General features: G+C 63.7%; 22 protein-coding genes and 1 pseudogene. 13 read left to right on the forward strand and 10 right to left on the reverse strand.

The features are described 5' to 3' along the window. Window positions 1-20: 20 nt before the first annotated feature. Both BV82_RS21530 and BV82_RS21535 read right to left on the reverse strand, forming a co-directional pair. Entirely contained in the window at window positions 21-758 is a 738-nt protein-coding gene (locus BV82_RS21530; RefSeq protein ID WP_036996709.1) for a TPM domain-containing protein, read from the reverse strand. Then, window positions 758-1,360 (reverse strand): LemA family protein, encoded by a 603-nt coding sequence (locus BV82_RS21535; protein ID WP_010220930.1) that lies wholly within the window; start codon window positions 1,358-1,360, stop codon window positions 758-760. Before BV82_RS21535 ends, BV82_RS21530 begins: the two co-directional genes overlap by 1 nt. Window positions 1,361-1,542: 182 nt before the next feature. Here BV82_RS21535 and bglX point away from each other — a divergent pair, with 182 nt between their 5' ends. From bglX to BV82_RS21565, 6 genes and pseudogenes are all read left to right on the forward strand, one after another. Then, on the forward strand, window positions 1,543-3,834 hold the full coding sequence (gene bglX / locus BV82_RS21540) for a beta-glucosidase BglX (protein ID WP_036996711.1): 2,292 nt from the start codon (window positions 1,543-1,545) through the stop codon (window positions 3,832-3,834). 60 nt (window positions 3,835-3,894) lie between these two features. After that, window positions 3,895-5,652: an ATP-binding protein gene (locus BV82_RS21545; RefSeq protein WP_036996713.1), complete on the forward strand. Its 1,758-nt coding sequence runs from the start codon at window positions 3,895-3,897 to the stop codon at window positions 5,650-5,652. Further along, the gene (locus tag BV82_RS21550; protein WP_036996714.1) at window positions 5,646-6,980 is read left to right on the forward strand and encodes a sigma-54-dependent transcriptional regulator; all 1,335 of its coding nucleotides are present in this window, start codon (window positions 5,646-5,648) and stop codon (window positions 6,978-6,980) included. Before BV82_RS21545 ends, BV82_RS21550 begins: the two co-directional genes overlap by 7 nt. 185 nt (window positions 6,981-7,165) lie before the next feature. After that, entirely contained in the window at window positions 7,166-8,485 is a 1,320-nt protein-coding gene (locus tag BV82_RS21555; protein ID WP_010220926.1) for an MFS transporter, read from the forward strand. A 314-nt stretch (window positions 8,486-8,799) separates the two neighbouring features. Beyond that, a pseudogene (locus BV82_RS21560) lies at window positions 8,800-9,006 on the forward strand (heme utilization protein); the annotation flags it as partial. A gap of 116 nt (window positions 9,007-9,122) precedes the next feature. Next, complete coding sequence (locus BV82_RS21565) at window positions 9,123-9,734, forward strand: flavin reductase family protein (protein ID WP_010220924.1); 612 nt, start codon at window positions 9,123-9,125, stop codon at window positions 9,732-9,734. 1 nt (window position 9,735) lies between these two features. On the opposite strand, the gene BV82_RS21570 is transcribed toward BV82_RS21565, so the two are convergent. Together BV82_RS21570 and BV82_RS21575 are read right to left on the reverse strand one after the other, a co-directional pair. Beyond that, window positions 9,736-9,966: a hypothetical protein gene (locus BV82_RS21570; RefSeq protein WP_010220923.1), complete on the reverse strand. Its 231-nt coding sequence runs from the start codon at window positions 9,964-9,966 to the stop codon at window positions 9,736-9,738. A 38-nt stretch (window positions 9,967-10,004) separates the two neighbouring features. After that, window positions 10,005-10,313, reverse strand: coding sequence for an antibiotic biosynthesis monooxygenase family protein (locus BV82_RS21575; RefSeq protein WP_010220922.1), 309 nt, complete (start codon window positions 10,311-10,313; stop codon window positions 10,005-10,007). A gap of 203 nt (window positions 10,314-10,516) precedes the next feature. Here BV82_RS21575 and BV82_RS21580 point away from each other — a divergent pair, with 203 nt between their 5' ends. Beyond that, on the forward strand, window positions 10,517-11,446 hold the full coding sequence (locus BV82_RS21580; RefSeq protein ID WP_036996717.1) for an AraC family transcriptional regulator: 930 nt from the start codon (window positions 10,517-10,519) through the stop codon (window positions 11,444-11,446). Window positions 11,447-11,538: 92 nt separating this feature from the next. Here BV82_RS21580 and BV82_RS21585 read toward each other — a convergent pair whose 3' ends face one another. Together BV82_RS21585 and BV82_RS21590 are read right to left on the reverse strand one after the other, a co-directional pair. Beyond that, window positions 11,539-12,972 carry an aldehyde dehydrogenase family protein gene (locus BV82_RS21585; RefSeq protein WP_036996718.1) on the reverse strand — a complete coding sequence of 478 codons (1,434 nt, stop codon included), beginning with the start codon at window positions 12,970-12,972 and terminating at the stop codon, window positions 11,539-11,541. Continuing rightward, window positions 12,969-14,606: a 5-guanidino-2-oxopentanoate decarboxylase gene (locus BV82_RS21590; protein ID WP_036996719.1), complete on the reverse strand. Its 1,638-nt coding sequence runs from the start codon at window positions 14,604-14,606 to the stop codon at window positions 12,969-12,971. The genes BV82_RS21585 and BV82_RS21590 overlap by 4 nt, the downstream gene beginning before the upstream one ends. Before the next feature lie 113 nt (window positions 14,607-14,719). On the opposite strand from BV82_RS21590, the gene BV82_RS21595 reads away from it, so the two are divergent. Beyond that, window positions 14,720-15,601 (forward strand): LysR substrate-binding domain-containing protein, encoded by an 882-nt coding sequence (locus BV82_RS21595; protein WP_036996721.1) that lies wholly within the window; start codon window positions 14,720-14,722, stop codon window positions 15,599-15,601. Here BV82_RS21595 and BV82_RS21600 read toward each other — a convergent pair. Together BV82_RS21600 and BV82_RS21605 are read right to left on the reverse strand one after the other, a co-directional pair. Continuing rightward, window positions 15,595-16,209 carry an NAD(P)-dependent oxidoreductase gene (locus BV82_RS21600; protein ID WP_010220917.1) on the reverse strand — a complete coding sequence of 205 codons (615 nt, stop codon included), beginning with the start codon at window positions 16,207-16,209 and terminating at the stop codon, window positions 15,595-15,597. The genes BV82_RS21595 and BV82_RS21600 overlap by 7 nt on opposite strands. Before the next feature lie 30 nt (window positions 16,210-16,239). Further along, window positions 16,240-17,121, reverse strand: coding sequence for an MBL fold metallo-hydrolase (locus BV82_RS21605; protein WP_010220916.1), 882 nt, complete (start codon window positions 17,119-17,121; stop codon window positions 16,240-16,242). A 105-nt stretch (window positions 17,122-17,226) separates the two neighbouring features. Here BV82_RS21605 and BV82_RS21610 point away from each other — a divergent pair, with 105 nt between their 5' ends. Both BV82_RS21610 and BV82_RS21615 read left to right on the forward strand, forming a co-directional pair. Further along, a complete protein-coding gene (locus tag BV82_RS21610) occupies window positions 17,227-18,135 on the forward strand; it encodes a LysR family transcriptional regulator (RefSeq protein WP_036996722.1) in 909 nt (302 codons plus the stop codon). Between the two features lie 72 nt (window positions 18,136-18,207). Further along, window positions 18,208-18,381: a hypothetical protein gene (locus tag BV82_RS21615; RefSeq protein ID WP_010220914.1), complete on the forward strand. Its 174-nt coding sequence runs from the start codon at window positions 18,208-18,210 to the stop codon at window positions 18,379-18,381. Here the strand turns inward: BV82_RS21615 and BV82_RS21620 are convergent. Beyond that, a complete protein-coding gene (locus BV82_RS21620) occupies window positions 18,374-19,252 on the reverse strand; it encodes a helix-turn-helix domain-containing protein (protein ID WP_036996723.1) in 879 nt (292 codons plus the stop codon). The genes BV82_RS21615 and BV82_RS21620 overlap by 8 nt on opposite strands. A 168-nt stretch (window positions 19,253-19,420) precedes the next feature. Here BV82_RS21620 and pobA point away from each other — a divergent pair, with 168 nt between their 5' ends. Together pobA and BV82_RS21630 are read left to right on the forward strand one after the other, a co-directional pair. After that, window positions 19,421-20,614, forward strand: coding sequence for a 4-hydroxybenzoate 3-monooxygenase (gene pobA / locus BV82_RS21625; protein WP_010220912.1), 1,194 nt, complete (start codon window positions 19,421-19,423; stop codon window positions 20,612-20,614). 77 nt (window positions 20,615-20,691) lie between these two features. Next, entirely contained in the window at window positions 20,692-22,149 is a 1,458-nt protein-coding gene (locus BV82_RS21630; protein ID WP_036996724.1) for an MDR family MFS transporter, read from the forward strand. A 50-nt stretch (window positions 22,150-22,199) separates the two neighbouring features. Here the strand turns inward: BV82_RS21630 and BV82_RS21635 are convergent, their stop codons facing one another. After that, entirely contained in the window at window positions 22,200-22,832 is a 633-nt protein-coding gene (locus tag BV82_RS21635; RefSeq protein WP_010220910.1) for a TetR family transcriptional regulator, read from the reverse strand. A 259-nt stretch (window positions 22,833-23,091) separates the two neighbouring features. On the opposite strand from BV82_RS21635, the gene BV82_RS21640 reads away from it, so the two are divergent. Beyond that, a complete protein-coding gene (locus tag BV82_RS21640; RefSeq protein WP_010220909.1) occupies window positions 23,092-24,243 on the forward strand; it encodes an efflux RND transporter periplasmic adaptor subunit in 1,152 nt (383 codons plus the stop codon).

Consider the following 24,243-nt stretch of genomic DNA (forward strand, 5'->3'; position numbering starts at 1 on the left):
CGGTTCTCGTTGTTGATCATTTACCAGCCACCCGACGACCCACCACCGCCAAAGCCGCCCCCGCCACCGCTGAAGCCCCCACCGCCTCCCCCGCCGCCGCCAAAGCCACCGCCAAAGCCACCGCCGTAGCCGCCGCCCATGCCGCCGCGCCCGCTACTACCGAGGCCAAGCGACTGCAGGGCGAACACGACAACGATCAACAGGATGAACAAGCCGATGGCCCAGGCCGGCGCCCCGTCTTCGGCATCATTGCCCAACGCCCGTGACGGTTCGGCCAACGGGTTGCCGCCGAGCACCTGAAGGATCGCCGCCGTACCCTGGACAATGCCCTGGCTGTATTCTCCACGGCGAAACGCCGGGGTGATGATGCGATTGATGATCACCGAGGACTGCGCATCCGTCAGGCGCTCTTCCAGGCCGTAGCCGACTTCGATGCGCAGCTTGCGTTCCTGAGGGGCAACGATCAACAGTGCGCCGTTGTCCTTGCCCTTCTGGCCGATGCCCCAGTGGCGGCCGAGCTGATAGCCGTAGTCTTCGATGCTCTGCCCCTGCAAATCCGCCAGGGTCACCACCACGACCTGCTCGCCAGTGCCCTGTTCATGGGCCTTGAGCATGCTGTCGAGCTGGCTGCGGCTGGCACCGTCGAGCAGGCCGGCGTTGTCCACCACCCGCCCGCTCAGCGCCGGAAAGCTCAACTCGGCGCGCAGCGGCGTAGTCAACAACAGCGCCAACAACAGCCCGAGCGTGAACAGCCGCATCAGAATTTCACTTCAGGCGCTTTGTCGGCATCGGCGCTGGTGGCCTCGAAGTTCTCCCGGATCGGCATGTCGCTGTACATCACGCTGTGCCAGATGCGCCCAGGGAAGGTACGGATCTCGGTGTTGTAGCGCTGCACGGCGGCGATGAAGTCCTTGCGCGCCACGGCGATACGGTTCTCGGTACCTTCAAGCTGCGACTGCAGGGCGAGGAAGTTCTGGTTGGACTTGAGGTCCGGGTAGCGCTCGGACACCACCATCAAGCGGCTCAGCGCCCCAGTCAGCTGCGACTGGGCCTGCTGGAACTGGCGCAACTTCTCGGGATCGTCCAGGGTGCTGGCATCGACCTGGATCGAGGTCGCCTTGGCCCGGGCTTCTATGACCGCGGTCAGGGTTTCCTGCTCCTGCTTGGCGTAGCCTTTGACCGTTTCGACCAGATTGGGAATCAGGTCGGCGCGGCGCTGATACTGGTTCTGCACCTGGGCCCAGGCGGCTTTTACCTGCTCGTCATAGTTGGGAATGTTGTTGATCCCGCAACCGGCCAGCAGGCTGCCAAGCATCAGCAGCAACCACAGGCGTACGCCCTTGTAATGAATTACCTGCATGTTGCTACGCTCCTCGATCGCCGTGATGCACCGGACTTGAGGCATAATCCGTCGTCGCCGCTGGATCGGAATCGCCCAATCGGCTAAAAGATGCCCCAGCAAACTACAACAATAGCCGCTTCCCCAACTTCGGCTGGGCAGTATCACCGTGAACACTGCCGTAAGCCTTGAGAACAGAATTCATGAACAAGCTGTGTTTGCTGGGTCTGGTTGTCAGCCTGGCCAGTCAGTCGGCCTATGCCGATACCTCTGCCGCCCCGCTGCAGGACAAGCAGGCGTTCATCGCCAACCTGATCAAGCAGATGACCCTGGATGAAAAGATCGGTCAGTTGCGCCTGATCAGCATCGGCCCGGAAATGCCCCGCGAAATGATCCGCAAGGAAATTGCCGCCGGACGTATCGGCGGTACCTTCAACTCGATCACCCGTGCGGAAAACCGGCCGATGCAGGACGCCGCCGCCAAGAGCCGGCTGAAGATCCCGATGTTCTTCGCCTACGACGTGATCCACGGCCACCGCACGATCTTCCCGATCAGCCTGGGCCTGGCCGCCAGCTGGGACATGGACGCGATCGCCAAGGTCGGCCGGGTGTCCGCCCTTGAAGCGGCCTCCGACGGCATCGACATGACCTTCGCGCCGATGGTCGACATCGCCCGTGACCCACGCTGGGGCCGCACCAGCGAAGGCTTTGGCGAAGACACCTACCTGGTCTCGCGCATTTCCAAAGTGATGGTCGAGTCCTTCCAGGGCCAGAGCCCGGCCGCACCGACCAGCCTGATGGCCGCGGTCAAGCACTTCGCCCTGTACGGCGCGGTGGAAGGCGGCCGCGACTACAACACGGTCGACATGAGCCCGACCAAGATGTTCAACGACTACCTGCCGCCCTACCGCGCCGCCATCGATGCCGGTGCCGGCGGAGTGATGGTTGCGCTGAACTCGATCAACGGCGTGCCGGCCACCTCCAACACCTGGTTGATGAACGACCTGCTGCGCAAGGACTGGGGCTTCAAGGGCGTGACCGTCAGCGACCACGGGGCAATCACCGAGCTGGTGCGCCACGGCGTTGCCCGCGATGGCCGCGAAGCCGCCAAGCTTGCAATCAAGGCCGGCATCGACCTGAGCATGAACGACTCGCTGTACGGCGAAGAACTGGCCAGCCTGCTCAAGGCCGGTGAAGTCGACCAGGCCGATATCGACAACGCCGTGCGCGAAGTGCTCGGTGCCAAATACGACATGGGCCTGTTCGAAGACCCGTACCGGCGTATCGGCAAGGCCAGCGACGACCCGGCCGATACCTATGCCGACAGCCGCCTGCACCGTGCCGAAGCCCGTGACGTGGCACGCCGCAGCCTGGTCCTGCTGGAAAACCGCAAGCAGACCCTGCCACTGAAAAAAGCCGGCACCATCGCCCTGGTCGGCCCGCTGGCCGATGCCCCGATCGACATGATGGGCAGCTGGGCCGCCGCCGGCCGCCCGCATCAGTCGATCACCGTGCGCGAAGGCATGCGCCAGGTCCTCGGTGACAAGGCCAAGGTCATCTACGCCAAGGGCTCCAACGTCACCCACGACAAGGCCATCCTCGATTACCTGAACTTCCTCAACTTCGATGCCCCGGAAATCGTCGACGACCCACGCCCTGCCGCGGTGCTGATCGACGAAGCGGTCAAGGCCGCCAAGCAGTCCGACGTGGTGGTCGCGGTGGTCGGCGAGTCGCGTGGCATGTCCCACGAATCGTCCAGCCGCACCACCCTGGAAATCCCCGCAGCCCAGCGCGAGCTGATCAAGGCCCTGAAAGCCACCGGCAAACCGCTGGTGCTGGTGCTGATGAACGGCCGGCCGCTGTCGCTGGCCTGGGAGCGCGAACAGGCCGATGCCATCCTGGAGACCTGGTTCAGCGGCACCGAAGGCGGCAACGCCATCGCCGATGTGCTGTTCGGCGACTACAACCCGTCGGGCAAGCTGGCCATCACCTTCCCGCGTTCGGTCGGGCAGATCCCGATGTACTACAACCACCTGAGCATCGGCCGCCCCTTCACCCCGGGCAAGCCAGGCAACTACACCTCGCAGTACTTCGAAGAGCCGAACGGCCCGCTGTACCCCTTCGGCTACGGCCTGAGCTACAGCGACTTCAGCCTCTCGAACCTGAGCCTGTCGAGCAAAACCGTGAAACAGGGCCAGGACCTGGACGCCAGCATCGTGGTCAAGAACACCGGCAAGCGTGACGGCGAGACCGTGGTGCAGCTGTACCTGCAGGATGTGACAGCGTCCATGAGCCGCCCGATCAAGGAGCTGAAGAACTTCCACAAAGTCATGCTCAAGGCCGGCGAGGAACGCACCCTGCACTTCACCATCAAGGCCGACGACCTGAAGTTCTACAACGGCCAACTGCAATGGGCAGCCGAGCCGGGTGAGTTCCGGGTCCAGGTCGGCCTCGACTCGCAGGCCGTGCAACAACAGAGCTTCGAGCTGCTGTAACAACGTTGCCATGCTCCAAGGGAAGGCCAGGAGGCCTTCCCCACTGCCGGGACTTGCACCATGCCTTCTTCCTTTCGCGCCCTGCGTCTGGGCCTGATTCTGTTCTTCATCCTCGCCGGCACGCTGTTGACCGCAGGCTGGGCCATGCACCACGCCAAGCGTCAGTCGATGGTCGAGGATGCCCGTCGGGCCAGTGAGCAGTTGGGGCTGTATGCCAACTCGCTGCACACCCTGATCGAACGTTACCGCGCCCTGCCGGCGGTGCTGGCCCTCGACCCGGAACTGATCAGCGCCTTGCGCGGCCCGGTTGCAGGCCCGGTGCAGGATGCCCTGAACCGCAAGCTGGAGCGCATCAACGGTGCGGCCAATTCCTCGACCCTCGAGCTGCTCGACCGCACCGGCCTGGCCGTGGCCGCCAGCAACTGGCGCCTGCCCAGCACCTATGTTGGCTCCAACTATGGTTTCCGGCCGTATTTCAAACAAACCCGCAGCCAGGGCAGCGGCCGCTTCTATGCGGTCGGCGTGACCAGCGGCGTGCCGGGGTATTTCTTGTCCAGCGCGGTGCAGGATGAAAACAGCCGCTTCCTCGGTGCCATGGTGGTCAAGCTGGAGTTCCCCGAGCTTGAGCGCGAGTGGCGCCAGGGCAGCGATATCCTGTTGGTCAGCGACGCCCGCGGGATCATCTTCATCGCCAACCAGGACGGCTGGCGCTACCGCGAGCTGCAACCGCTGACCAGCGCCGACCGCGCCGAGCTTGCCGCCACCCGCCAGTACGACAAGCAACCGCTGGTGCCGCTACAGCACCATATCCTCAGCAGCTTTGACGCCAACAGCCACCTGATGCGTGTGCAGGGCCCGGAGGGCAACACCGACTACTTGTGGGAAAGCCTGCCACTGGAGGCCGAGGGCTGGACCCTGCACCTGCTGCGCAAGCCGCAGGTCAGCGAAGACGGTCGCAACGCCGCGCTGGCTGCCGCCGCAGTGTGGTTGAGCCTGGTCTTCGCCTTGTTGTTCATCAGCCAGCGCTTGCGCCTGGCACGCTTGCGCCAGCGCAGCCGTGAAGAACTCGAACGCCTGGTCGAAGCCCGCACCCGCGACCTGCGCACCGCCCAGGAGGGCCTGGTGCAATCGGCCAAGCTGGCGGCGCTTGGGCAGATGTCCGCGGCGCTGGCCCACGAGATCAACCAGCCGCTGACCACCCAGCGCATGCAGCTGGCAACCCTGCGCCTGCTGCTCGATAACCAACGCCTGGATGAAGCACGCCAGGCCCTGGAGCCGCTGGAGCAGATGCTCACGCGCATGGCGGCCCTCACCGGGCACCTGAAAACCTTCGCCCGCAACAGCCCCAGCGGCCTGCGCGAACGCCTGGACCTGGCCACCGTGGTCGACCAGGCGCTGCAACTGCTCGAGGCGCGCATTCGCGCCGAGGACGTCAGCGTCGCCCTGTACCTGGCCCGCCCGGCCTGGGTACGCGGCGATGCAATACGCCTTGAGCAAGTGCTGATCAACCTGCTGCGCAACGCCCTGGATGCCATGGCCGAAAAGAGCTACAAACGCCTTGAGGTGCGCATCGATGCCGAACAGGAGCACTGGCGCCTGAGCGTGCTCGACAGCGGCGGCGGTATCCCTGCCGAACACCTGGCCAGTGTCTTCGACCCGTTCTTCACCACCAAGCCGGTGGGCGAAGGCTTGGGCCTGGGCCTGGCGATTTCCTATGGCATCATTCACGAAGCCGGCGGCCGCCTGCAGGTCGAAAACCAGCCCGGCGGCGCCCGTTTCAGCCTGACCTTGCCTATGGACCCGGAACCCGCATGTTGAACTCAGTGATGGTCGTCGACGATGAAGCCAGCATCCGCACAGCCGTGGAGCAATGGCTGAGCCTGTCCGGCTTCAGCGTGCAGCTGTTCAACCGTGCCGAAGACTGCCTGCAGCAACTGCCGATGCACTTCCCCGGGGTGATCCTCAGTGACGTGCGCATGCCCGGCATGGACGGCCTGCAGTTGCTCGAGCGACTGCAGGCCAGTGATGCCGACCTGCCGGTGATCCTGCTCACCGGTCACGGCGATGTGCCGATGGCAGTCGAGGCCATGCGCAATGGTGCCTACGACTTTCTGGAAAAACCCTTCAGCCCCGAAGCGCTGCTCGGCAGCCTGCGCCGGGCCCTGGAAAAACGCCAGCTGGTGCTGGAGAACCGCCGCCTGCATGAACAGGCCGACCTCAAGGCGCGCCTGGAGGCGAACCTGCTGGGCGTGTCCCAGGGCATGCAGCACTTGCGCAAGCAGGTACTGGACCTGGCCAGCCTGCCGGTCAACGTGCTGATTCGTGGCGAAACCGGCAGCGGCAAGGAGCAGGTCGCACGCTGCCTGCATGACTTCGGCCCGCGCGCCGGCAAGCCCTTCGTTGCCCTCAACTGCGCGGCGATCCCCGAGCAGTTGTTCGAGGCCGAGCTGTTCGGCCATGAAAGCGGCGCCTTCACCGGTGCCCAGGGCAAGCGCATCGGCAAGCTCGAATACGCCAATGGCGGCACGGTGTTCCTCGACGAGATCGAAAGCATGCCACTGGCCCAGCAGGCCAAGCTGCTGCGCGTGTTACAGGAGCAAAAACTCGAACGCCTGGGCGCCAACCAGAGCATCAGCGTCGACCTGCGGATCATCGCCGCGACCAAACCCGACCTGCTCGAAGCAGCCCGGGCCGGGCGCTTTCGCGAAGACCTGGCGTATCGCTTGAACGTTGCCGAATTGCGCCTGGCGCCGTTGCGCGACCGCCGCGAAGACATCCCGCTGCTGTTCAGCCACTTTGCCCGCCTGGCCGCCGAGCGCGTCGGCCGCAGCGCGCCGGTACTCAGTGGCGCGCAGCTGGGCAAGCTGCTCGGTCACGACTGGCCGGGCAACGTTCGTGAACTGGCCAACGCCGCCGAACGTCATGCCCTGGGGCTGGGCGAGCCGGCAGCAGCAGAAATCGAAGCCGGGCAATCGCTGGCCGCCCAGCAGGAAGCCTTCGAAGCCCAGTGCCTGCGCGCCGCCCTGAGCCGGCACAAGGGCGAGATCAAGGCCGTGATGGAAGAGCTGCAACTGCCGCGGCGCACCCTCAACGAGAAGATGCAGCGCCACGGCCTGCTGCGCGAAGATTTTCTCGGGCCTACCTGATCGACCCAACGGATCGCCATAAGCGGATTTTCGCCGATCCACTCATTTGAATAGGCGGATTTCCGCTCATCATATCCGTACAACCCTTCTAGACCGGGCCTCCAGCATCTGGCACAGCTCCTGCTATAGCCCTGGCAGGCTGCGTTTCGGCGCGCTCCACAAAAACAACTATGAAGGTCCCTTCGATGGATAACTCCACCACCCTGCCAACCGGGGCGGCCATTGCGCCCGCCGCGGTAAAAACCACCCGAAGCCGACTCAAGTCGATTTTCAGCGGTTCGATCGGCAACATGGTCGAATGGTACGACTGGTACGTTTACGCCGCGTTTTCCCTGTATTTCGCCAAAGCCTTCTTCCCCGCCGGCGACACCACCGCACAACTGCTCAACACCGCCGCGATCTTCGCCGTGGGCTTTTTGATGCGCCCGATCGGCGGCTGGCTGATGGGTATCTACGCCGACCGCAAAGGCCGCAAGGCTGCGCTGATGGCCTCGGTATTGCTGATGTGCGCAGGCTCGCTGGTCATCGCCCTGACCCCAGGGTATGAAACCATCGGCGTCGCCGCACCGGTGCTGCTGGTCATCGCCCGCCTGATGCAAGGCCTGTCGGTGGGTGGCGAATATGGCACCTCGGCCACCTACCTCAGCGAGATGGCCACCAAGGAGCGCCGTGGCTTCTTCTCCAGCTTCCAGTACGTGACGCTGATTTCCGGCCAGCTCATCGCCCTGGCGGTGCTGATCATCCTGCAGCAGACCCTGACCACCGAACAACTGTATGCCTGGGGCTGGCGCGTACCTTTCGTGATCGGCGCCCTGTGCGCAGTGGTCGCCCTGTACCTGCGCCGCGGCATGGAAGAAACCGCCTCCTTCACCAAGAAGGAAAAGTCCAAGGAAAGCCTGATGCGCACCCTGATGCGCCATCCGAAAGAGCTGGCCACCGTGGTCGGCCTGACCATGGGCGGCACCCTGGCCTTCTACACCTACACCACCTACATGCAGAAGTACCTGGTGAACACGGTGGGCATGAGCATCACCGACTCGACCACCATTTCGGCGGCCACCTTGTTCCTGTTCATGTGCCTGCAACCGATCATCGGCAGCCTCTCCGACAAGATCGGCCGGCGCCCGATCCTGATCGCCTTCGGCGTATTGGGCACCCTGTGCACCGTACCGATCCTGACCACCCTGCACACCATCCAGACCTGGTGGGGCGCGTTCTTCCTGATCATGGCGGCGCTGATCATCGTCAGCGGCTACACCTCGATCAACGCCGTGGTCAAAGCCGAGTTGTTCCCTACCGAAATCCGCGCCTTGGGCGTTGGCCTGCCGTACGCCCTGACCGTGTCGATCTTCGGCGGTACCGCTGAATACGTGGCGCTGTGGTTCAAGAGCATCGGCATGGAGAGCGGCTTCTACTGGTACGTGACTGCCTGTATCGCCTGCTCGTTGCTGGTGTATGTGTTCATGAAGGACACCCGCACGCATTCGCGGATCACCACTGACTGATCCCAGTCATCGGCAGAAAAAAGGGGGCATCCGCCAGCGGATTGCCCCCTTTTTTGTTTATGGCGCTTTAACCCGCAATTAATCCCACACCCTCAATCTTCACTCATAGCGTAGACCGCATCGCCTGCATCGCTGGCAAGGCCAGCTCCCACAGGTCCGTGCATGGCCTTGCCGGTGATGAGGGCGAACTGTCGCCACATACATCTATTTTTTAGATTCTTATACGTTATTTTTTGCGCTTTTTAATCAATTTTATCGGCGTAGCATTACACCCATAGAAACAAACAACCCCTCAGCACCTCGGAGCAACGACCATGAAAAACAAACTGATCCTGACCCTGGCCTTCTCGGTACTGGCTGCCAACGCATTCGCCGAAGACGGCTTCGACCGTACCAACAGCCACAACTTCAGCGCCGTGAAAAGCCAGTCGGCTACCTATGCAGAAGACGGCTTCGATCGCACCGGCGGCGCCAAATTCGCCGAAGACGGCTTCGATCGCACCCAGGCCCACCGCATCAGTTAAGCGCTGATGTGACGCAGTCAGCCCGGCTTCGGCCGGGCTTAGTCATTTTCAGCAAGGCAAAGCCTTGGCACACTAGCGGCCTACTCACAGGGAAGGCCTTCGGGCCAGCGCAGATGTATTACTACGAACCGGCAAAAGGCCACGGCCTGCCCCACGATCCGTTCAATGCCATCGTCGGCCCACGCCCGATTGGCTGGATTTCCTCCCAGGACGCCGAAGGTCGCCTGAACCTGGCGCCCTACAGCTTCTTCAACGCCTTCAACTACATTCCACCGATCATCGGTTTCGCAAGCGTCGGGCGCAAAGACAGCCTGAACAACATCGAGCAGACCGGCGAGTTCGCCTGGAACCTGGCCACCCTGCCGCTGGCCGAGGCCATGAACCAGAGCTGCGCGGCAGTTGCGCCGCAGGTCGATGAGTTCACCCTGAGCGGTCTGACCCCGGTGGCGTCAAAAGTGATTGCCGTGCCGCGGGTGCAAGAGAGCCCGGTGTCGTTCGAATGCAAGGTGACCCAGATCATCCAGCTGCAGCGTGCCGACCAAGCGCTGGTGCCGAGCTGGCTGGTGCTGGGTGAGGTGGTGGCCGTGCATATCGCCGAGCACCTGCTCAAGGACGGCATCTATGACACCGCTGCGGGCCAGCCGATCCTGCGTGGCGGCGGCCCGGCGGATTACTTCGAACTGGGCAACCTGTTCAAGATGGCCCGCCCGCAGGTCAACGGCTGAGTTACCAGACCAGCTCGGCGTCGTCATCGACGCCCTGCAGGCGCTCAAGTTCGGCGCAGGCCGCTTCATCAGCAGCCAGGGCGGTGTTGAAGGTCTGCTCTACCAGGACCTTGTGAAAACGCGGCGCCCCGGAGGCCCCCAGGCCTTTGACGGCGATGGCGGCGTGGTAGCCGTCGTCGCCGCGTACGGCTGCCGATACTGCTTCGAACCGGGAAAATTCTTTACGTGCCATGTGCCTCGAGTCCACATCAATTGCCAGAAGCCGCCATTCTAACCTGCGCAAGGCGAGCCGAAGGTATGCAGGTCGAGGCTGTCGACTACCCGCGCCTGCACCAGCTCGCCGAACAGCTCAAGAGTCGGTGACGCGAAGTAGCCGCTCATCGATTGCTGATCGCGCCAGAAACCGCTGAGCAGCCACAGGTCGGCGTCGGCCTGGGAGCGTTGCAGGCTGAATTTCAGGCAGCCGGGAGCCTGGCGCGACGGTTCCAGCAGATCACGCAGGCGCGCGCCGAGTTCTTCTGAACGACCGCTGCTGGCCCGGATAAATGCGAGGTGGGTGACCGAATGTGTCGAGGTCATGAGCGTTTCTCCATGTGCAGCCAGATGAAATTGCCAGGCTGCACAGGTTAGGCCACACGCCCGCGCGGCGGTTAGGCGATTCCTGTCGAGCGCTTGCCTGATCCTGCGCGTCCTGCAGGATCAGGCAAGCGGGCGGCAGCTTTCGACTAGCGCCGTGGCTTGCACAAACCTATCCTGCAGTCGTTCTCCCTGGAATCGTCCCCATGCCCGCCATCGACCCTGACCGCCTGATCCTCGACCCCGCCCTGGAGCAACAGCGCCAGGAGCTGGCCGACCTCATCCAGCGCCACGCCCCCCGTCAGTCTGGCGTCGAGTCAGCGGTCGAGGACCTGTTTCTGGTGCGCTATGAAGAAAGCGTGCGCTCGATGCCCGCCCTGGCGGAGCCTGCGTTGTGCATCCTGGCCCATGGCAGCAAGGAGGTATGCCTGGGTGACGAGCGCTATGTCTACGACCCGCTGCATTACATGGTGGTGTCGGTGGCGCTGCCGATCAGTGGCGTATTGCTGGAGGCCAGCCCGGAAAACCCCAGCCTGGGCGTACGCCTGAACATCGACCCGGCGCAGATCAACAACCTGCTGGCCGATGCCGGCCCCCTCGGTGTGCCGGCTTTGCCGTCGGGCCGTGGGCTGTATGTGGAGCGTACCGACCCGCTGTTGCTCGATGCCCTGCTGCGCCTGATTCGCCTGCTCGACTCGCCGAAGGACATCCCGATCCTCGCACCGCTGATCCAGCGCGAGATTCTCTATCGGTTGCTACGCGGCCCGCAGGGTTACCGGCTGTACGAAATTGCCATGGCCAACAGCCAGACCCACCGGGTGTGCCAGGCCATCGAATGGCTCAACCAGCACTTTCATCGGCCGCTGCGCATCGATGACCTGGCGCGCGAGGTCAACCTCAGTACCTCGACCCTGCATCACCGCTTCAAGGCAGTGACCTCAATGAGCCCGTTGCAGTACCAGAAGCAGTTGCGCCTGCAGGAAGCGCGGCGGCTGATGCTCAACGACGGGCTTGAAGCAGCGGTGGCGGGCTATCGGGTGGGCTATGAAAGCCCGTCGCAGTTCAGCCGGGAGTACAGCCGCTTGTATGGGGCGCCGCCGGTGCGGGACCTGGCTCGGTTGCGCAGCGCGCTCTAGATAGCTATCGCCGGCTCCCGCAGGGATAAGTGCAAGCTGATAACCCTGTGGGAGCCGGCGTTGCCGGCGATGGAGCGCGCAGCGGTCCGCTTTTACACCGCCCTGACCACGTGCTTGATCTCCTGAAACGCACTCAAGCCCCAAGGCCCCAGCTCCCGACCCAGGCTGCTCTGTTTGTACCCACCCCAGGCCGTCTGCGGGAAGATCACCTGCGGTGCGTTGATCCACACCAACCCCGCCTGCAAAGCATTGGCAATCCGCTCGGCGGCTTGCAAATCACGGCTGAGCACGCTGGCCACCAGGCCGAACTCAGTGTCATTGGCCAGCGCCAGCGCCTCGGCTTCAGTGGCAAACGCACGTACGCACAGCACCGGACCGAAGATCTCCTCACGCCACAGAGCACTGTCCAACGGCACCTCGGTAAACACCGTGGGGCTGACGAAATAACCACAAGGCAGCTCTGCCGGCCGTGAGCCACCACAGAGCAGCTGCGCACCCGCTTGCAGGCCCGCCGCAATATGCGCTTGTACCCGCTGGTACTGAGCCTGATTGACCAACGGGCCCATTTCGCTTTCGCCGCTGAACGGCTCGCCCACGCGGATCGCTTCGGCCCGGGCCTTCAGCGCATCGATAAATGCCGGGTACAGGGCTTGGGCGACCAGTACCCGGCTGGTGGCCGAACACATCTGCCCGGCATTGAAGAAACCGCCCAGGCAGGCCAGCTCCACCGCAAGCTCAAGGTCGGCGTCGTCCAGCACCAGCAACGACGACTTGCCGCCCAGTTCCAGGCTCACGCCCTTGATCGTCTGCGCCGCGCGCTGCATGACCTGCACCCCTACCGCATTGCTGCCGGTGAAGGAAATCTTGGCAATTCGCGGATCGGCCGCCAACGGCGCGCCCACTGCCTGCCCGGTACCACAGACCAGGTTGAACACCCCGTCCGGCAGCCCCGCTTCGGCGATGATCGCCGCCAGTTCCAGCTCGGCCAATGGCGTGATTTCCGAAGGCTTGAGCACCACGCAGCAGCCTGCCGCCAGGGCCGGCGCGAGCTTCCAGGCGGTGGTGACCATGGGGAAGTTCCACGGCACGATCAGCCCCACCACCCCGCACGGCTCGCGGCGCACCCGGGCGACAAAATCCTCGCTGGGCAGCGCCACCGAGCGATCGCGCCCGAGGTTGTCCGCCAGCTCCGCGTAATAACGGAAGGTGGCGACGACATCATCGACATCGATGTGGGCTTCAGCCAGCGGCTTGCCATTGTTGCTCGCTTGCAACTGCACCAGGCGCTCGCGGCGCGCTTCGACGCCCTCGGCAATGGCCCGCAGGATGGCCGCACGGGTCGGCCCGCTGGACGTAGACCATTGAACAAATGCCGCGCGGGCCACCAGCGTCGCCCGCTCGACCGCCGCCGCGTCGCCACCGGCTACCTCGGCCAACACCTGTTCATTGCTCGGGTTGATCACCGTCAGCACCTGGGGGCCATGCTGCCAGACACCTTCGATATAGACACCAGGCAGCTTGATCATGCGGGCACCGCCCGCATCCAGGTGGCCTGGTCGATTTCGATCAGGCTCGGGCCTTGGCGATCGCACGCCTGGCGCAATGCTTCGCGCAGTTGTGCGACATCGCCGACCGACTCGGCGCTGCAGCCCAGGGCCTTGGCCACGCCGATGAAATCAGGGGTGTAGATGTCGACGCCGACCGGCTCGATGGCGCGGTTGACCATGTAGCGCTTGATCTCTTCGTAGCCCTGGTTGTTCCACAGCAGCACGATCAGCGGCACCTGCGCCTCGCGGGCACTGGCCAGTTCCGGCAGGGTGAATTGCAAACCGCCGTCGCCGATCAGGCACACCACCGGCGCGCGATCGGCCGGCGCTTCAGCGCTGCCCAACCAGGCGCCCATGGCCGCCGGCAGCGCGTACCCCAGGGTGCCGTAACCGGTCGAAGCGTTGAACCAGCGCCGCGGCTGGTCCATGTCCAGGGTCAGGTTGCCGGTGTACACCGGTTGCGTCGAATCACCGACCAGCACGGCACCCGGCAGGGTTTCGACAAGGGTGGTGAGCATGCGCGTCTGGCTGCGCATCGGCAGGTCGCGATCGGCCTCCAGCACTCCACGCAAGCGCGCGGCACGGGCCGCGCCCCACTCGGCGCCGCGCACTGGTGCCGGTTGCTCGGCCAGGGCCACCAGCAAGGCCTGGGTGGCGAGGGTCGAATCGGCAACCAGGGCGACTTTCGGCGGATAGTTGCGCACGGTCTGGTCGGGGTCGATATCGATGCGCAGCAGCTCGCCCGGGATCTCGAAGCCGCCCTTGAAGGTCACGTCGTAGTCGGTCTCGGCAAGCTCGGTACCGATCGCCAGCACCACATCGGCCTCGGCGACCAGGGCACGGGTGGCCACCAGCGATTGGGTCGAGCCGATCTGCAGCGGGTGGCTGGCCGGCAGCACGCCCTTGGCGTTGATAGTCAGCGCTACCGGCGCCTGCAGGTACTCGGCCAGGCGGGTCAACGCGGCGCTGGCCTCGATGGCGCCACCACCGGCGAGGATCAGCGGCCGGCGGGCAGCCGCCAGCATGGCGGCCATTTGTGCCACTGGCGCGGGGGCGGCCCCGGCGCGGGCGATACGCACCGGGGCGCAGGCCAGCAGGTGATCGGCGTCCTCGATCAGCACGTCCAGCGGAATTTCGATATGCACCGGGCGCGGACGCGCGCCGTCGAACACGGCAAAGGCACGGGCCAGTACCGACGGCAGGTCATCGGCGCTCATCAGGGTGTGGGAAAACGCAGCTACACCGGCCACCAGGTTGCTCTGCGCCGGCAACTCATGCAGTTTGCCGCGCCCGCCGCCCAACTGGTCGCGCGACTGCACGCTGGAGATCACCAGCATCGGAATCGAATCAGCATAGGCCTGGCCCATGGCGGTGGTGATGTTGGTCATGCCCGGGCCGGTGATAATAAAGCACACGCCTGGCTTGCCACGGGTACGCGCATAGCCGTCAGCCATGAAGCCGGCGCCTTGCTCATGGCGCGGGGTGATGTGCCGGATGCGCGAGCTTGCCAGCCCGCGATAGAGTTCCACTGTATGCACGCCGGGAATGCCAAAGACATGGTCTACGCCATAGCCTTCAAGGAGTTTGACCAGTACTTCGCCGCAAGTCGCCATGATCGTCTGCCTGTCATTGTTCGGGAAACAGGCTGTATTGGACCGCCCGACAGCTACCTGCACAATGCAAAAAAGCTCATACTAGCCATGTTCTCAAATCATGGCTCAAGCCGATGAAACGCCTGCCTCCACTGCCTGCCCTGCACACCTTTCTAATCACTGCCCAGTGCTGCAACTTCACCCGCGCCGCGCAACTGCTGCACATCACCCAAGGCGCGGTGAGCCGGCAAATTGCCGGGCTGGAGGACCACCTCGGTTATCCGCTGTTTCTGCGCCAGGCCCGTGGCCTGAGCCTGACCCGCGAAGGCCAGGACTGGCTGCCGCGGGTGCAGCAGGTGTTCACCTTGATCGAGGAAGGGGTGCAGCAGGTGGGTGCGCGTAGCACCACCTTGCAGCTCAAGGCACCGACCTGCGTGATGCGCTGGCTGCTGCCGCGCCTGATGGAATGGCAGGCGCTGCGCCCGGATGTGCCGGTGGAGCTGACCACCACGGTGCAGCATGGGGTGGATTTTCGTCGGGAAGTGTTCGACGCGGCGGTGGTCTATGGCGCCCGGCCCAACCATGGCCTGCAGACCCTGAAGCTGTTCGATGAACAACTGACGCCGGTGTGCGCGCCGCAACTGCTGAACGGCGCCCTGCCCTTGCAGCAGGTTGCGGATCTGGACCTGCACATGCTCCTGCACCCGACTCGCGATCAACGCGACTGGCATGCCTGGTTCGATGCCGCCGGGGCGAGCCTGCCCCGGCAAGGCAAGGGCCAGCATTTCGAAACCCTGGACATGGCCATGTCGATGGCTTCCCAGGGTACCGGTGTGGCCATCGGCGACTGGTCGCTGATCGCTGATGACCTCAAGTGCGGGCGGCTGGTGACGCCGTTCCCGCTCAAGGTCAGCACCGGCCAGGCCTATTACCTTGTGCGGCCACAAGGCTCGGCTTCAGCGGCGTTGCTGGAGCTGCTCGCGTGGTTGTGCGAGCAGGCCCAGGCCCCTCAGTAACCGACCGTGAAACGCTGGCGCGAGTGCGCCGGCGTCTCCACTTCATCGAGCATGGCAATGGCGTAGTCGGCAAAGCTGATCCAGCTCTTGCCATCGGCACCGATCAACAGGTGATCCTTGCCCAATTTGTAAGCGCCGCTGCGGGCACCTTCGACGAATTCGGCCGAAGGTGACAGGAAGGTCCAGTCCAGTTCCTTTTCCTGGCGCAGGATGTCGAGGTAGTGACCACCGGCGGTAGCTTCAGCCTTGTAGGCCTCGGGAAAATCCGGGCTGTCGATGACCTTGTGCCCCGACGGCAGCAGCAGGCTGCCCGCCCCGCCCACCACCAACAGGCGCTTGACCCCGGCACGCTTCACCGGCTCGATGATGGCCTGCGGTTTGATGCTGGAAAAGTGCGCGGCGCTGAGCACCACGTCATGCCCCGCGACGGCCTGTTCCAGGGCGGCGGCGTCGCTGACGTCCAGCGCTACGGCGTTCACCCCTTCGCGCCCCTGCAGTTTCGAGATGTCGCGGGCAATGGCGGTAACGCGATGGCCGCGGCGCAGGGCTTCTTCCAGCAACTGGCTACCAGCACGGCCGGTAGCACCGATGATTGCGATCTTGCTCATGGGAAATCTCCAGTCAGGATTGAATGACGCTTACCACTTCATCTCGCCCTTGGCGACCTTGGCGCTGAGCTCCAGCGAGCTCTCTTCACCCAGGTCCGGGTAACGTTTTTTCATTGCCGCGATCAGATCGGCGGCATTGCCCGCCTTGGCGGTTTCTTCGTCGAAGGCGCGGATATAGTCTGCGGTGAACTGCACCGCCTTGAGCGAACGGCTGCTCTGGCCCAGGTAATGGCCAGGGATCACGGTGTCGGGCTTGAGCTGCTCGATCCGCGTGAGGGTCGCCAGCCAGTCCTGGTGCGATTGCGCCGACTGCGTGTCGGCCATCCACACGTGCAGGTTCTCGGCGACCACCACACCACCGACCACCGCCTTGATCGATGGAATCCAGACAAAACTGCGGTCCGGCTGCGGGCCGTCGAGGCCGACCACTTGCAGGCGCTGGCCTTCGAGCTTCAGTTCATTGCCTTGCAACACCTGCGGCACGACCAGCTTCGCCGGTTTATCGGCGCCCATCTGCGGGCCCCAATAGGCCAGCTTGCCGTCCATGGTCTGCTTGATATGGGCAACGGTTGCCGCCGAGGCCACGACCTTGGCCTTGGGATAAGCATCGGTCAGGGTCTGCAGGCCGAAGTAGTAGTCCGGGTCACCGTGGCTGATGTAGATGGTGGTCAATTGCTTGCCGCTCGATTGCAGTTTGGCCAGCAACTGCTCAGCCTGCGCCTTGCCGAACTGGGCATCGACCAGGATGGCGTCATGCTTGCCGCTGACAATCACTGAGCTGACCGGGAACAGGGCGTTGGTACCCGGGTTGTAGACATCCAGGTTCAGCGGTTCGGCGGCCGAAGCCTGGGCCATGGCCCCAAGGGTGGCGAAAGCCAGCAGCAGGCGACGCAGGGAGAACGAACGAGGCATCAAGGCGATTCCTGTGAAGTGGGCGATGAACAACAGCTTAGTTGCACGATCCGTCACAAAAAATGCGATGCTTAGGATTAGTTTGTTTCTGAAAGCGTGCAAATCATGGATCGTCTGACATCAATGCGAGTCTTCGTCAGCGTGGTCGACCTGGGTAGCCAATCGGCCGCCGCCGACCACCTGGAACTTTCCCGCCCGGTCGTTTCGCGCTATCTGGCCGAGCTTGAGGACTGGGTTGGCGCACGCCTGATGCAGCGCACCACGCGCCGCCTGAGCCTGACCGCCGCCGGCCAGGAAACCCTGCCACGCTGCCGGCAGATGCTCGAGCTTGCCGGCGACCTGCAAGCGGCCGTCGGCACCCCGAACGATGCCCCGCGCGGCGAGTTGCGCATCAGCGTCAGCACTTCGTTCGGCCAGGCGCAGCTGATGGACGCGATGGCCGACTACGTCAAACGCTACCCCGGGGTAAAAATCGACCTGCAGATGCTCGACCGCACGGTTAACCTGGTGGATGAGCGCATCGACCTGGCCATCCGCACCAGCAACGACCTGGACCCCAACCTGATTGCCCGGCGCCTGACCGTATGCCGCTCGGTGATCTGCGCATCCCCTGCCTACCTGCGCCAGCACCCGGCGCCGCAGCACGTGCAGGAGCTCAGCCAGCACAACTGCCTGACCCACTCCTACTTCGGCCGCAGCCTCTGGCATTTCGACGTCGAGGGCGAGGTGGTGTCGGTGCCGGTGCAGGGCAACATCAGCGCCAACGAAGCCATGACCCTGCAACGGGCGGCCTTGGCCGGCGCCGGTGTGGCGATGCTGCCGACTTATCAGGCCGCCGACGCCCTACGCAGTGGTGAGCTGATTCGCCTGTTACCCCAGGCCAAGCCACGGGAGCTGAACCTCAACGCCGTGTACACCTCACGCAAACACATGCCGGCGACCCTGCGCAGCATGCTCGACTTTCTCGCCGAGCGCTTTACCGCCGAACCGATCTGGGATCGGGACCTGCTCTAGGCCGGGCATACCTGGCCCAGCTGACCTATGCTTTGAGTAGCACCTGTAGGTGGTTTGCAGGAGGTGAGCAGCATGGGCATCAAATCCAGAAAATGCGCCGTTATCTGTGCCATGGCCGCTGTGGTCGGGCTGTATGCCGCCGCAGCCTACCGGGTTGAACAGATCCGCAACCAACCCTACTCCGCCGCCAGCTGCAGCCTGGCTCACTGCGTGCCGCACACCGCGACGCTGAGCGCACTCAAGTAGGTTGGCCTGGGGCCTGGTGACGAAAGTCACTGGGGGCCTTGCCCGTCAGGCGGCGGAAGAACCGCGAAAAATAGGCAGGGTCAACAAAACCCAGGCTGTCGGCCAGTTGCTTGATGCTCAGGCTGGTGTAAATCAGTTCGCGCTTGGCCTCGAGTAGCAAGCGTTGATGGATGATCTGCAAGGCCGACTGCCCGGCCAGCTCACGACAGATACTGTTCAGGTGCGCCACCGAAATCCCCACCTCATGGGCCAGCGCCTCGACGCTTGGCTGCAGACGATACTGCTGCTCGACCAGTTTATTGAAGCGTTGCAGATATTCACGCCCGCGGGCCACCGCCAGCCCCTGGCCATGGCGCTGCAAGCATTGACGGCTGATCCACACCACCAGCAGGTTGATCAATGAGCGCAGTTGCAAGTCGCGCCCGGGTTGGTCCTGCTGGTACTCCTGCTGCAAGGCACTGAACAGGCTGTACAGGTAGGTGCGGTCGGCGCCTGCCAGGTAGGTGCCGGCCTGGGCCAGGGCCGCTGGCGCTCCGGCCAGTTGGGTGTGCAACAGGCTCACCAGGGGCGCCGCCAGGGTGACCACGTAACCATCGACGTCGCTGGAAAAGCGAAAACCATGCACGCACAGGGCCGGCACCACCTGGATCGCCGCCTGCTCCAGGCGCCGCACCTGGCCTTCCACTTCGATCTCGGCCTGCCCCTCATAGAGAAACAGCAACTGGCACAGATCGGCATGCCGATGCGGTTCGATTTCCCAATCATGCAATCGGCTGCGCGCCGGAATCGACTCGCAGTGCAGCAGGTCCGGGGTCGGCCACTGCAACTGTTCGCCGTACAGTTTGAACACCGGGATCGATGCCTTGCTCATTGATCAACTCGCTCCAGGGCAATGCCCGATAATCGCACTGATTGGTGAAAAGTCCTGCTTCATGCCGTTTTTATCCCTTCTTCGCTCGCATTTCAAAGCGAAAAATGCAAGCACAACAATCATAAGCTGCTTTCGGCCTTGCCCTGAAGCTTGCCTGGGATAACAACAATGAAGACTCAAGTCGCAATTATCGGTGCCGGCCCTTCCGGTCTGCTGCTCGGCCAGTTGCTGCACAAGGCCGGGATCGCCAACATCATCATCGAGCGCCAGAGCGCCGACTACGTACTCGGGCGCATCCGCGCCGGGGTGCTGGAACAGGGCATGGTCGAGTTGCTGCGCGAAGCCGGGGTTGGCGCGCGCATGGACGCCGAGGGCCTGCCCCACAGCGGTTTCGAACTGGCCTTCGACGGGCGTCGCGAACACATCGACCTCAAGGCGCTGACCGGCGGCAAAGGCGTAATGATTTATGGTCAGACCGAAGTCACCCGGGATTTGATGGCCGCGCGCCAAGCCTGCGGCGCCGTCACTGTCTATCAGGCCGACAACGTTCGCCTGCATGACCTGAAATCCGAGCGCCCTTACCTGACCTTTGAAAAGAACGGCGAAATCCAGCGCCTGGACTGCGACTACATTGCCGGCTGCGACGGCTACCACGGCATCGCCCGGCAATCGATTCCCGCCCAGGCACTGAAGATTTTCGAACGGGTCTACCCGTTCGGCTGGCTCGGCGTGCTGGCCGATACTCCGCCGGTCAGTGATGAGCTGGTGTATGCCCGCCACGAGCGCGGCTTCGCCCTGTGCAGCATGCGCTCGCCGACCCGCACCCGTTACTACGTGCAGGTGGGCGCTGAAGAGAAGGTCGAGGACTGGTCCGATGAGCGCTTCTGGAGCGAGCTCAAGTCGCGCTTGCCGGCTGATCTGGCCGAACGCCTGGTGACCGGTCCGTCGATCGAGAAAAGCATCGCGCCGCTGCGCAGCTTCGTGGTCGAACCCATGCAATACGGCACGTTGTTCCTGCTTGGCGACGCCGCGCATATCGTCCCGCCCACCGGCGCCAAGGGCCTGAACCTGGCGGCCAGTGATGTCAGTACCCTGTACAACATCCTGCGCAAGGTCTACGCCGAAGGCCGTAGCGACCTGCTGGAGCGCTACTCGCAAATCTGCCTGCGGCGTATCTGGAAGGCCGAGCGGTTTTCCTGGTGGATGACTTCGCTCCTGCACCGCTTTCCCGACAGCGATGCCTTCAGCCAGCGTATCCAGCAAACCGAGCTTGAGTACTACGTCAGTTCCGAAGCCGGTCGTACAGTATTGGCGGAAAACTACGTCGGCCTGCCTTACGAGCCGATCGAGGAGGACGCTTAGCAAGCTATCGAGTAGACTGGTCAGCACTTGCGCCCGCCGCTACCGGCTGCGGGCTTCACCTGCCTCAGAGCTGGCCCGTGACTCAACTGAACACTCCGCAACCGGTGCTGCGCAGCGTGCTCGTCGCACTGATGCTGGCGATCTTTCTTGGCGCGCTGGACCAGACCATCGTCGCCGTGTCGATGCCGGCGATTTCGGCGCAGTTCAACGATGTCGGCCTGCTGGCCTGGGTGATTTCCGGTTACATGGTGGCCATGACCGTGGCCGTGCCGATCTACGGCAAGCTCGGCGACCTGTATGGCCGGCGGCGGATGATCCTCACCGGTACCGCGCTGTTCACCCTGGCTTCGATCTTCTGCGCACTGGCACAGAACATGGAGCAACTGGTGCTGGCGCGGGTACTGCAGGGTATCGGCGCCGGTGGCATGGTCTCGGTCAGCCAGGCGATCATCGGCGACTTCGTGCCGCCGCGCGAACGCGGTCGCTATCAGGGCTACTTCAGCAGCATGTATGCCCTGGCCAGTGTCGCCGGGCCGGTGCTCGGCGGAATGCTCACCGAATACCTGTCATGGCGCTGGGTGTTCTGGCTCAACCTGCCCCTGGGCCTGACCGCCTGGTGGGTGACCCGCCGCGCCCTGCGCAGCCTGCTGGTACCAACGCACAAGGCGCAGGTCGATTACCTCGGCGCCGCGCTGCTGATTCTTGGCCTGGGCAGCCTGCTGCTGGGCATCACCCTGATCGGCCAGGGGCAACCCTGGGACTCTGCACAAGTTGCCAGCCTGCTCGGTTGTGCACTGATCGGCTTGCTGCTGTTCGTGCTTCATGAACAGCGCGTCGCCGAGCCGCTGCTGCCGCTGAAACTGTTCGCCAATCGCACCGCCACCCTGTGCTGGTGCACGATCTTCTTCACCAGCTTCCAGGCCATTTCCCTGACCATGCTGATGCCGCTGCGCTATCAGAGCATCACCGGCGCCGGTGCCGACAGCGCTGCCTTGCATTTGCTGCCGCTGGCCATCGGCCTGCCGATCGGTGCGTATTGCGGTGGCCGCCTGACCTCCCTCACCGGGCGCTATAAGCCACAGATTCTCGGCGGTGCGCTGCTGATGCCGTTTGCCATCGTCGGCATGGCCTTCAGCCCGCCGCAAGCGGCCTGGTTCAGTGGCATGTTCATGGTCTTGACCGGGATTGCCTCGGGCCTGCAGTTCCCCACTTCGCTGGTAGCGACCCAGAGTGCAGTGGAACCACGGGATATCGGCGTGGCCACCAGCACCACCAACCTGTTCCGCTCGCTCGGCGGGGCCATGGGCGTGGCCATCATGTCCACCCTGCTGCTGGCGATGCTCGCTCAGGGCGGCTTGAGCCTGGCCGGCGATGCCCTGCTCGGCAGCCTGCAGGCCGGTGAACCGACCGCGGCGATGCAGGCCGAGTTGTTGCTGACCTTTCGCAACCTGTTGCTGGGCAGTGCGACGGTTTCATTGCTGGGGCTGACGGCGGCGCTGGCTTTGCCTGACAGACAATTGCGCGGCCGTCAGTAAGACGCTTATAACTGGCGTAGAAACAAATGATCACAAAGCTTCACAAAGTGTCATTTGCGCAAGGCAGGGCTCAAGCGCAGCATATCCAGCCCGGTATCGATCCACAGCTCGGCCTGGTTCAGCAGGTCAAAGCTGCCGGGCAGCAGTAGCCAGCGGCGAATCAGCCCGTCTATATAGGCATAGATGGCCAGTGCCGCGCGTTCCGGGTCCACGTCGGCGGGCAGTTGCCCGCGCTTGACTGCATTGCCCAGCGACAACGCGATATGGGCATGACAATCGATCGTCGAGGCCTGCCGTTGCTGGCGGATCTCGCACCTATCATCGGTGAACTCGCATTTGTGATGCAGAATTTCATTGATTCGCCGGGTCTTCGGATCGAGCACCATCTGGTGCATCAACCGTACCAGCAGCTTGCGCATGCAGCCGAGCGGGTCGACTTCATCCTCGCTTTCACTGGCCCGGGCCAGGGCGTCCAGCGGCTCGTGCAGGCTGTCGAGCATGGCCTGCACCAGTTCGGCCTTGTCGTTGAAGTGCCAGTAGATGGCGCCGCGGGTCACCCCGGCCTCTTTGGCAATATCGGCCAGGGTGGTACGCGCTACCCCGCGCTTATAGAAGGCCTTTTCCGCCGCCTCGAGAATCTGGGCGCGGGTTTCCTGGGCTTCTTCTTTGGTTCGACGGACCATGGCAGTACAACCTCATCAGGCCCAGGCACGCACGCTGGGTGCCTGGGAGTCGGGCCGGGTCAGCCTCTGCAGGCTGTTACCGGCTGTATTAATTTGGGGGCTCGCATCGGCTGAATGTGTCGCCTGCGAGGTATTTACAAACAACCATGAATGTAAGTATATTCCTTAGCAAGCTATTAATCCACCCGACAGCATTTTTTATAGCGCACCCTTTCCATTATTCTTGAGCGTCTTCAGCTCTTGCGACCCGAGGATCTTCATGCAATTCAAGCCAGCTGTTACCGCTCTGGTTTCCGCCGTCGCCCTGGCAACACTGCTCAGCGGCTGTAAAAAGGAAGAGGCGGCGCCCGCGGCGCAAGCTCCTCAGGTCGGCGTCGTAACCCTGCAAACCCAGGCCTATACCCTGACGTCCGACCTCCCTGGCCGTACCACCGCGTACCGCATTGCCGAGGTTCGACCACAGGTCAACGGCATCATTCTCAAGCGCCTGTTCAAAGAGGGCACCGAGGTCAAGGAAGGTCAGCAGCTGTACCAGATCGACCCGTCGGTGTACGAGGCGACCCTGGCCAGCGCCCAGGCCAACCTGCAATCGACCCGCTCGCTGTCCGAGCGCTACAAGCAACTGGTCAGCGAACAGGCTGTCAGCCGCCAGGAATACGACGACGCGCAAGCCAAACGTTTGCAGGCCGAAGCCTCGCTGCGCAGCGCCCAGATCGACCTGCGCTACACCAAGGTGCTGGCGCCGCTGAGCGGGCGCATTGGCCGTTCTTCGGTCACTGAAGGCGCACTGGTCAACAACGGCCAGGCCGATGCCATGGCGGTGATCCAGCAGCTCGACCCGATCTACGTCGACGTCACCCAGTCCTCGGCCGAGCTGCTCAAGCTGCGCCGCGAGCTGGAAAGCGGCCAACTGCAGAAGGTCGGCGACAACGCCGCCAAGGTCACCCTGACCCTGGAAGACGGCAGCACCTACAGCAAGGAAGGCCGACTGGAGTTCTCCGAAGTCTCGGTCGACCAGACCACCGGCTCCGTGACCCTGCGTGCGGTGTTCCCCAACCCTGAGCACAACCTGCTGCCGGGCATGTTCGTTCATGCGCGCCTGGCTGCCGGGGTCAACAGCGCGGCCATCCTCGCCCCGCAACAGGGCGTGACCCGCGACCTCAAGGGCCAGCCGACCGCGCTGGTCGTCAACCAGGACAACAAGGTCGAGCTGCGCCAGCTCAAGGCCAGCCGTACCGTCGGTAGCGACTGGCTGATCGAGGAAGGCCTGAACCCGGGCGACCGCCTGATCACCGAAGGCCTGCAGTTCGTCAAGCCGGGCATCGAGGTCAAGGCCAGCGCAGCCACCAACGTCAAGCCTGCCCAGCCAACCCAGGCCAATGCAGCGATTGCAGGGGCCAAAGGGGAATAA

The sequence above is a fragment of the Pseudomonas donghuensis genome, assembly GCF_000696345.2.
Classification (GTDB): Bacteria; Pseudomonadota; Gammaproteobacteria; order Pseudomonadales; family Pseudomonadaceae; genus Aquipseudomonas; species Aquipseudomonas donghuensis.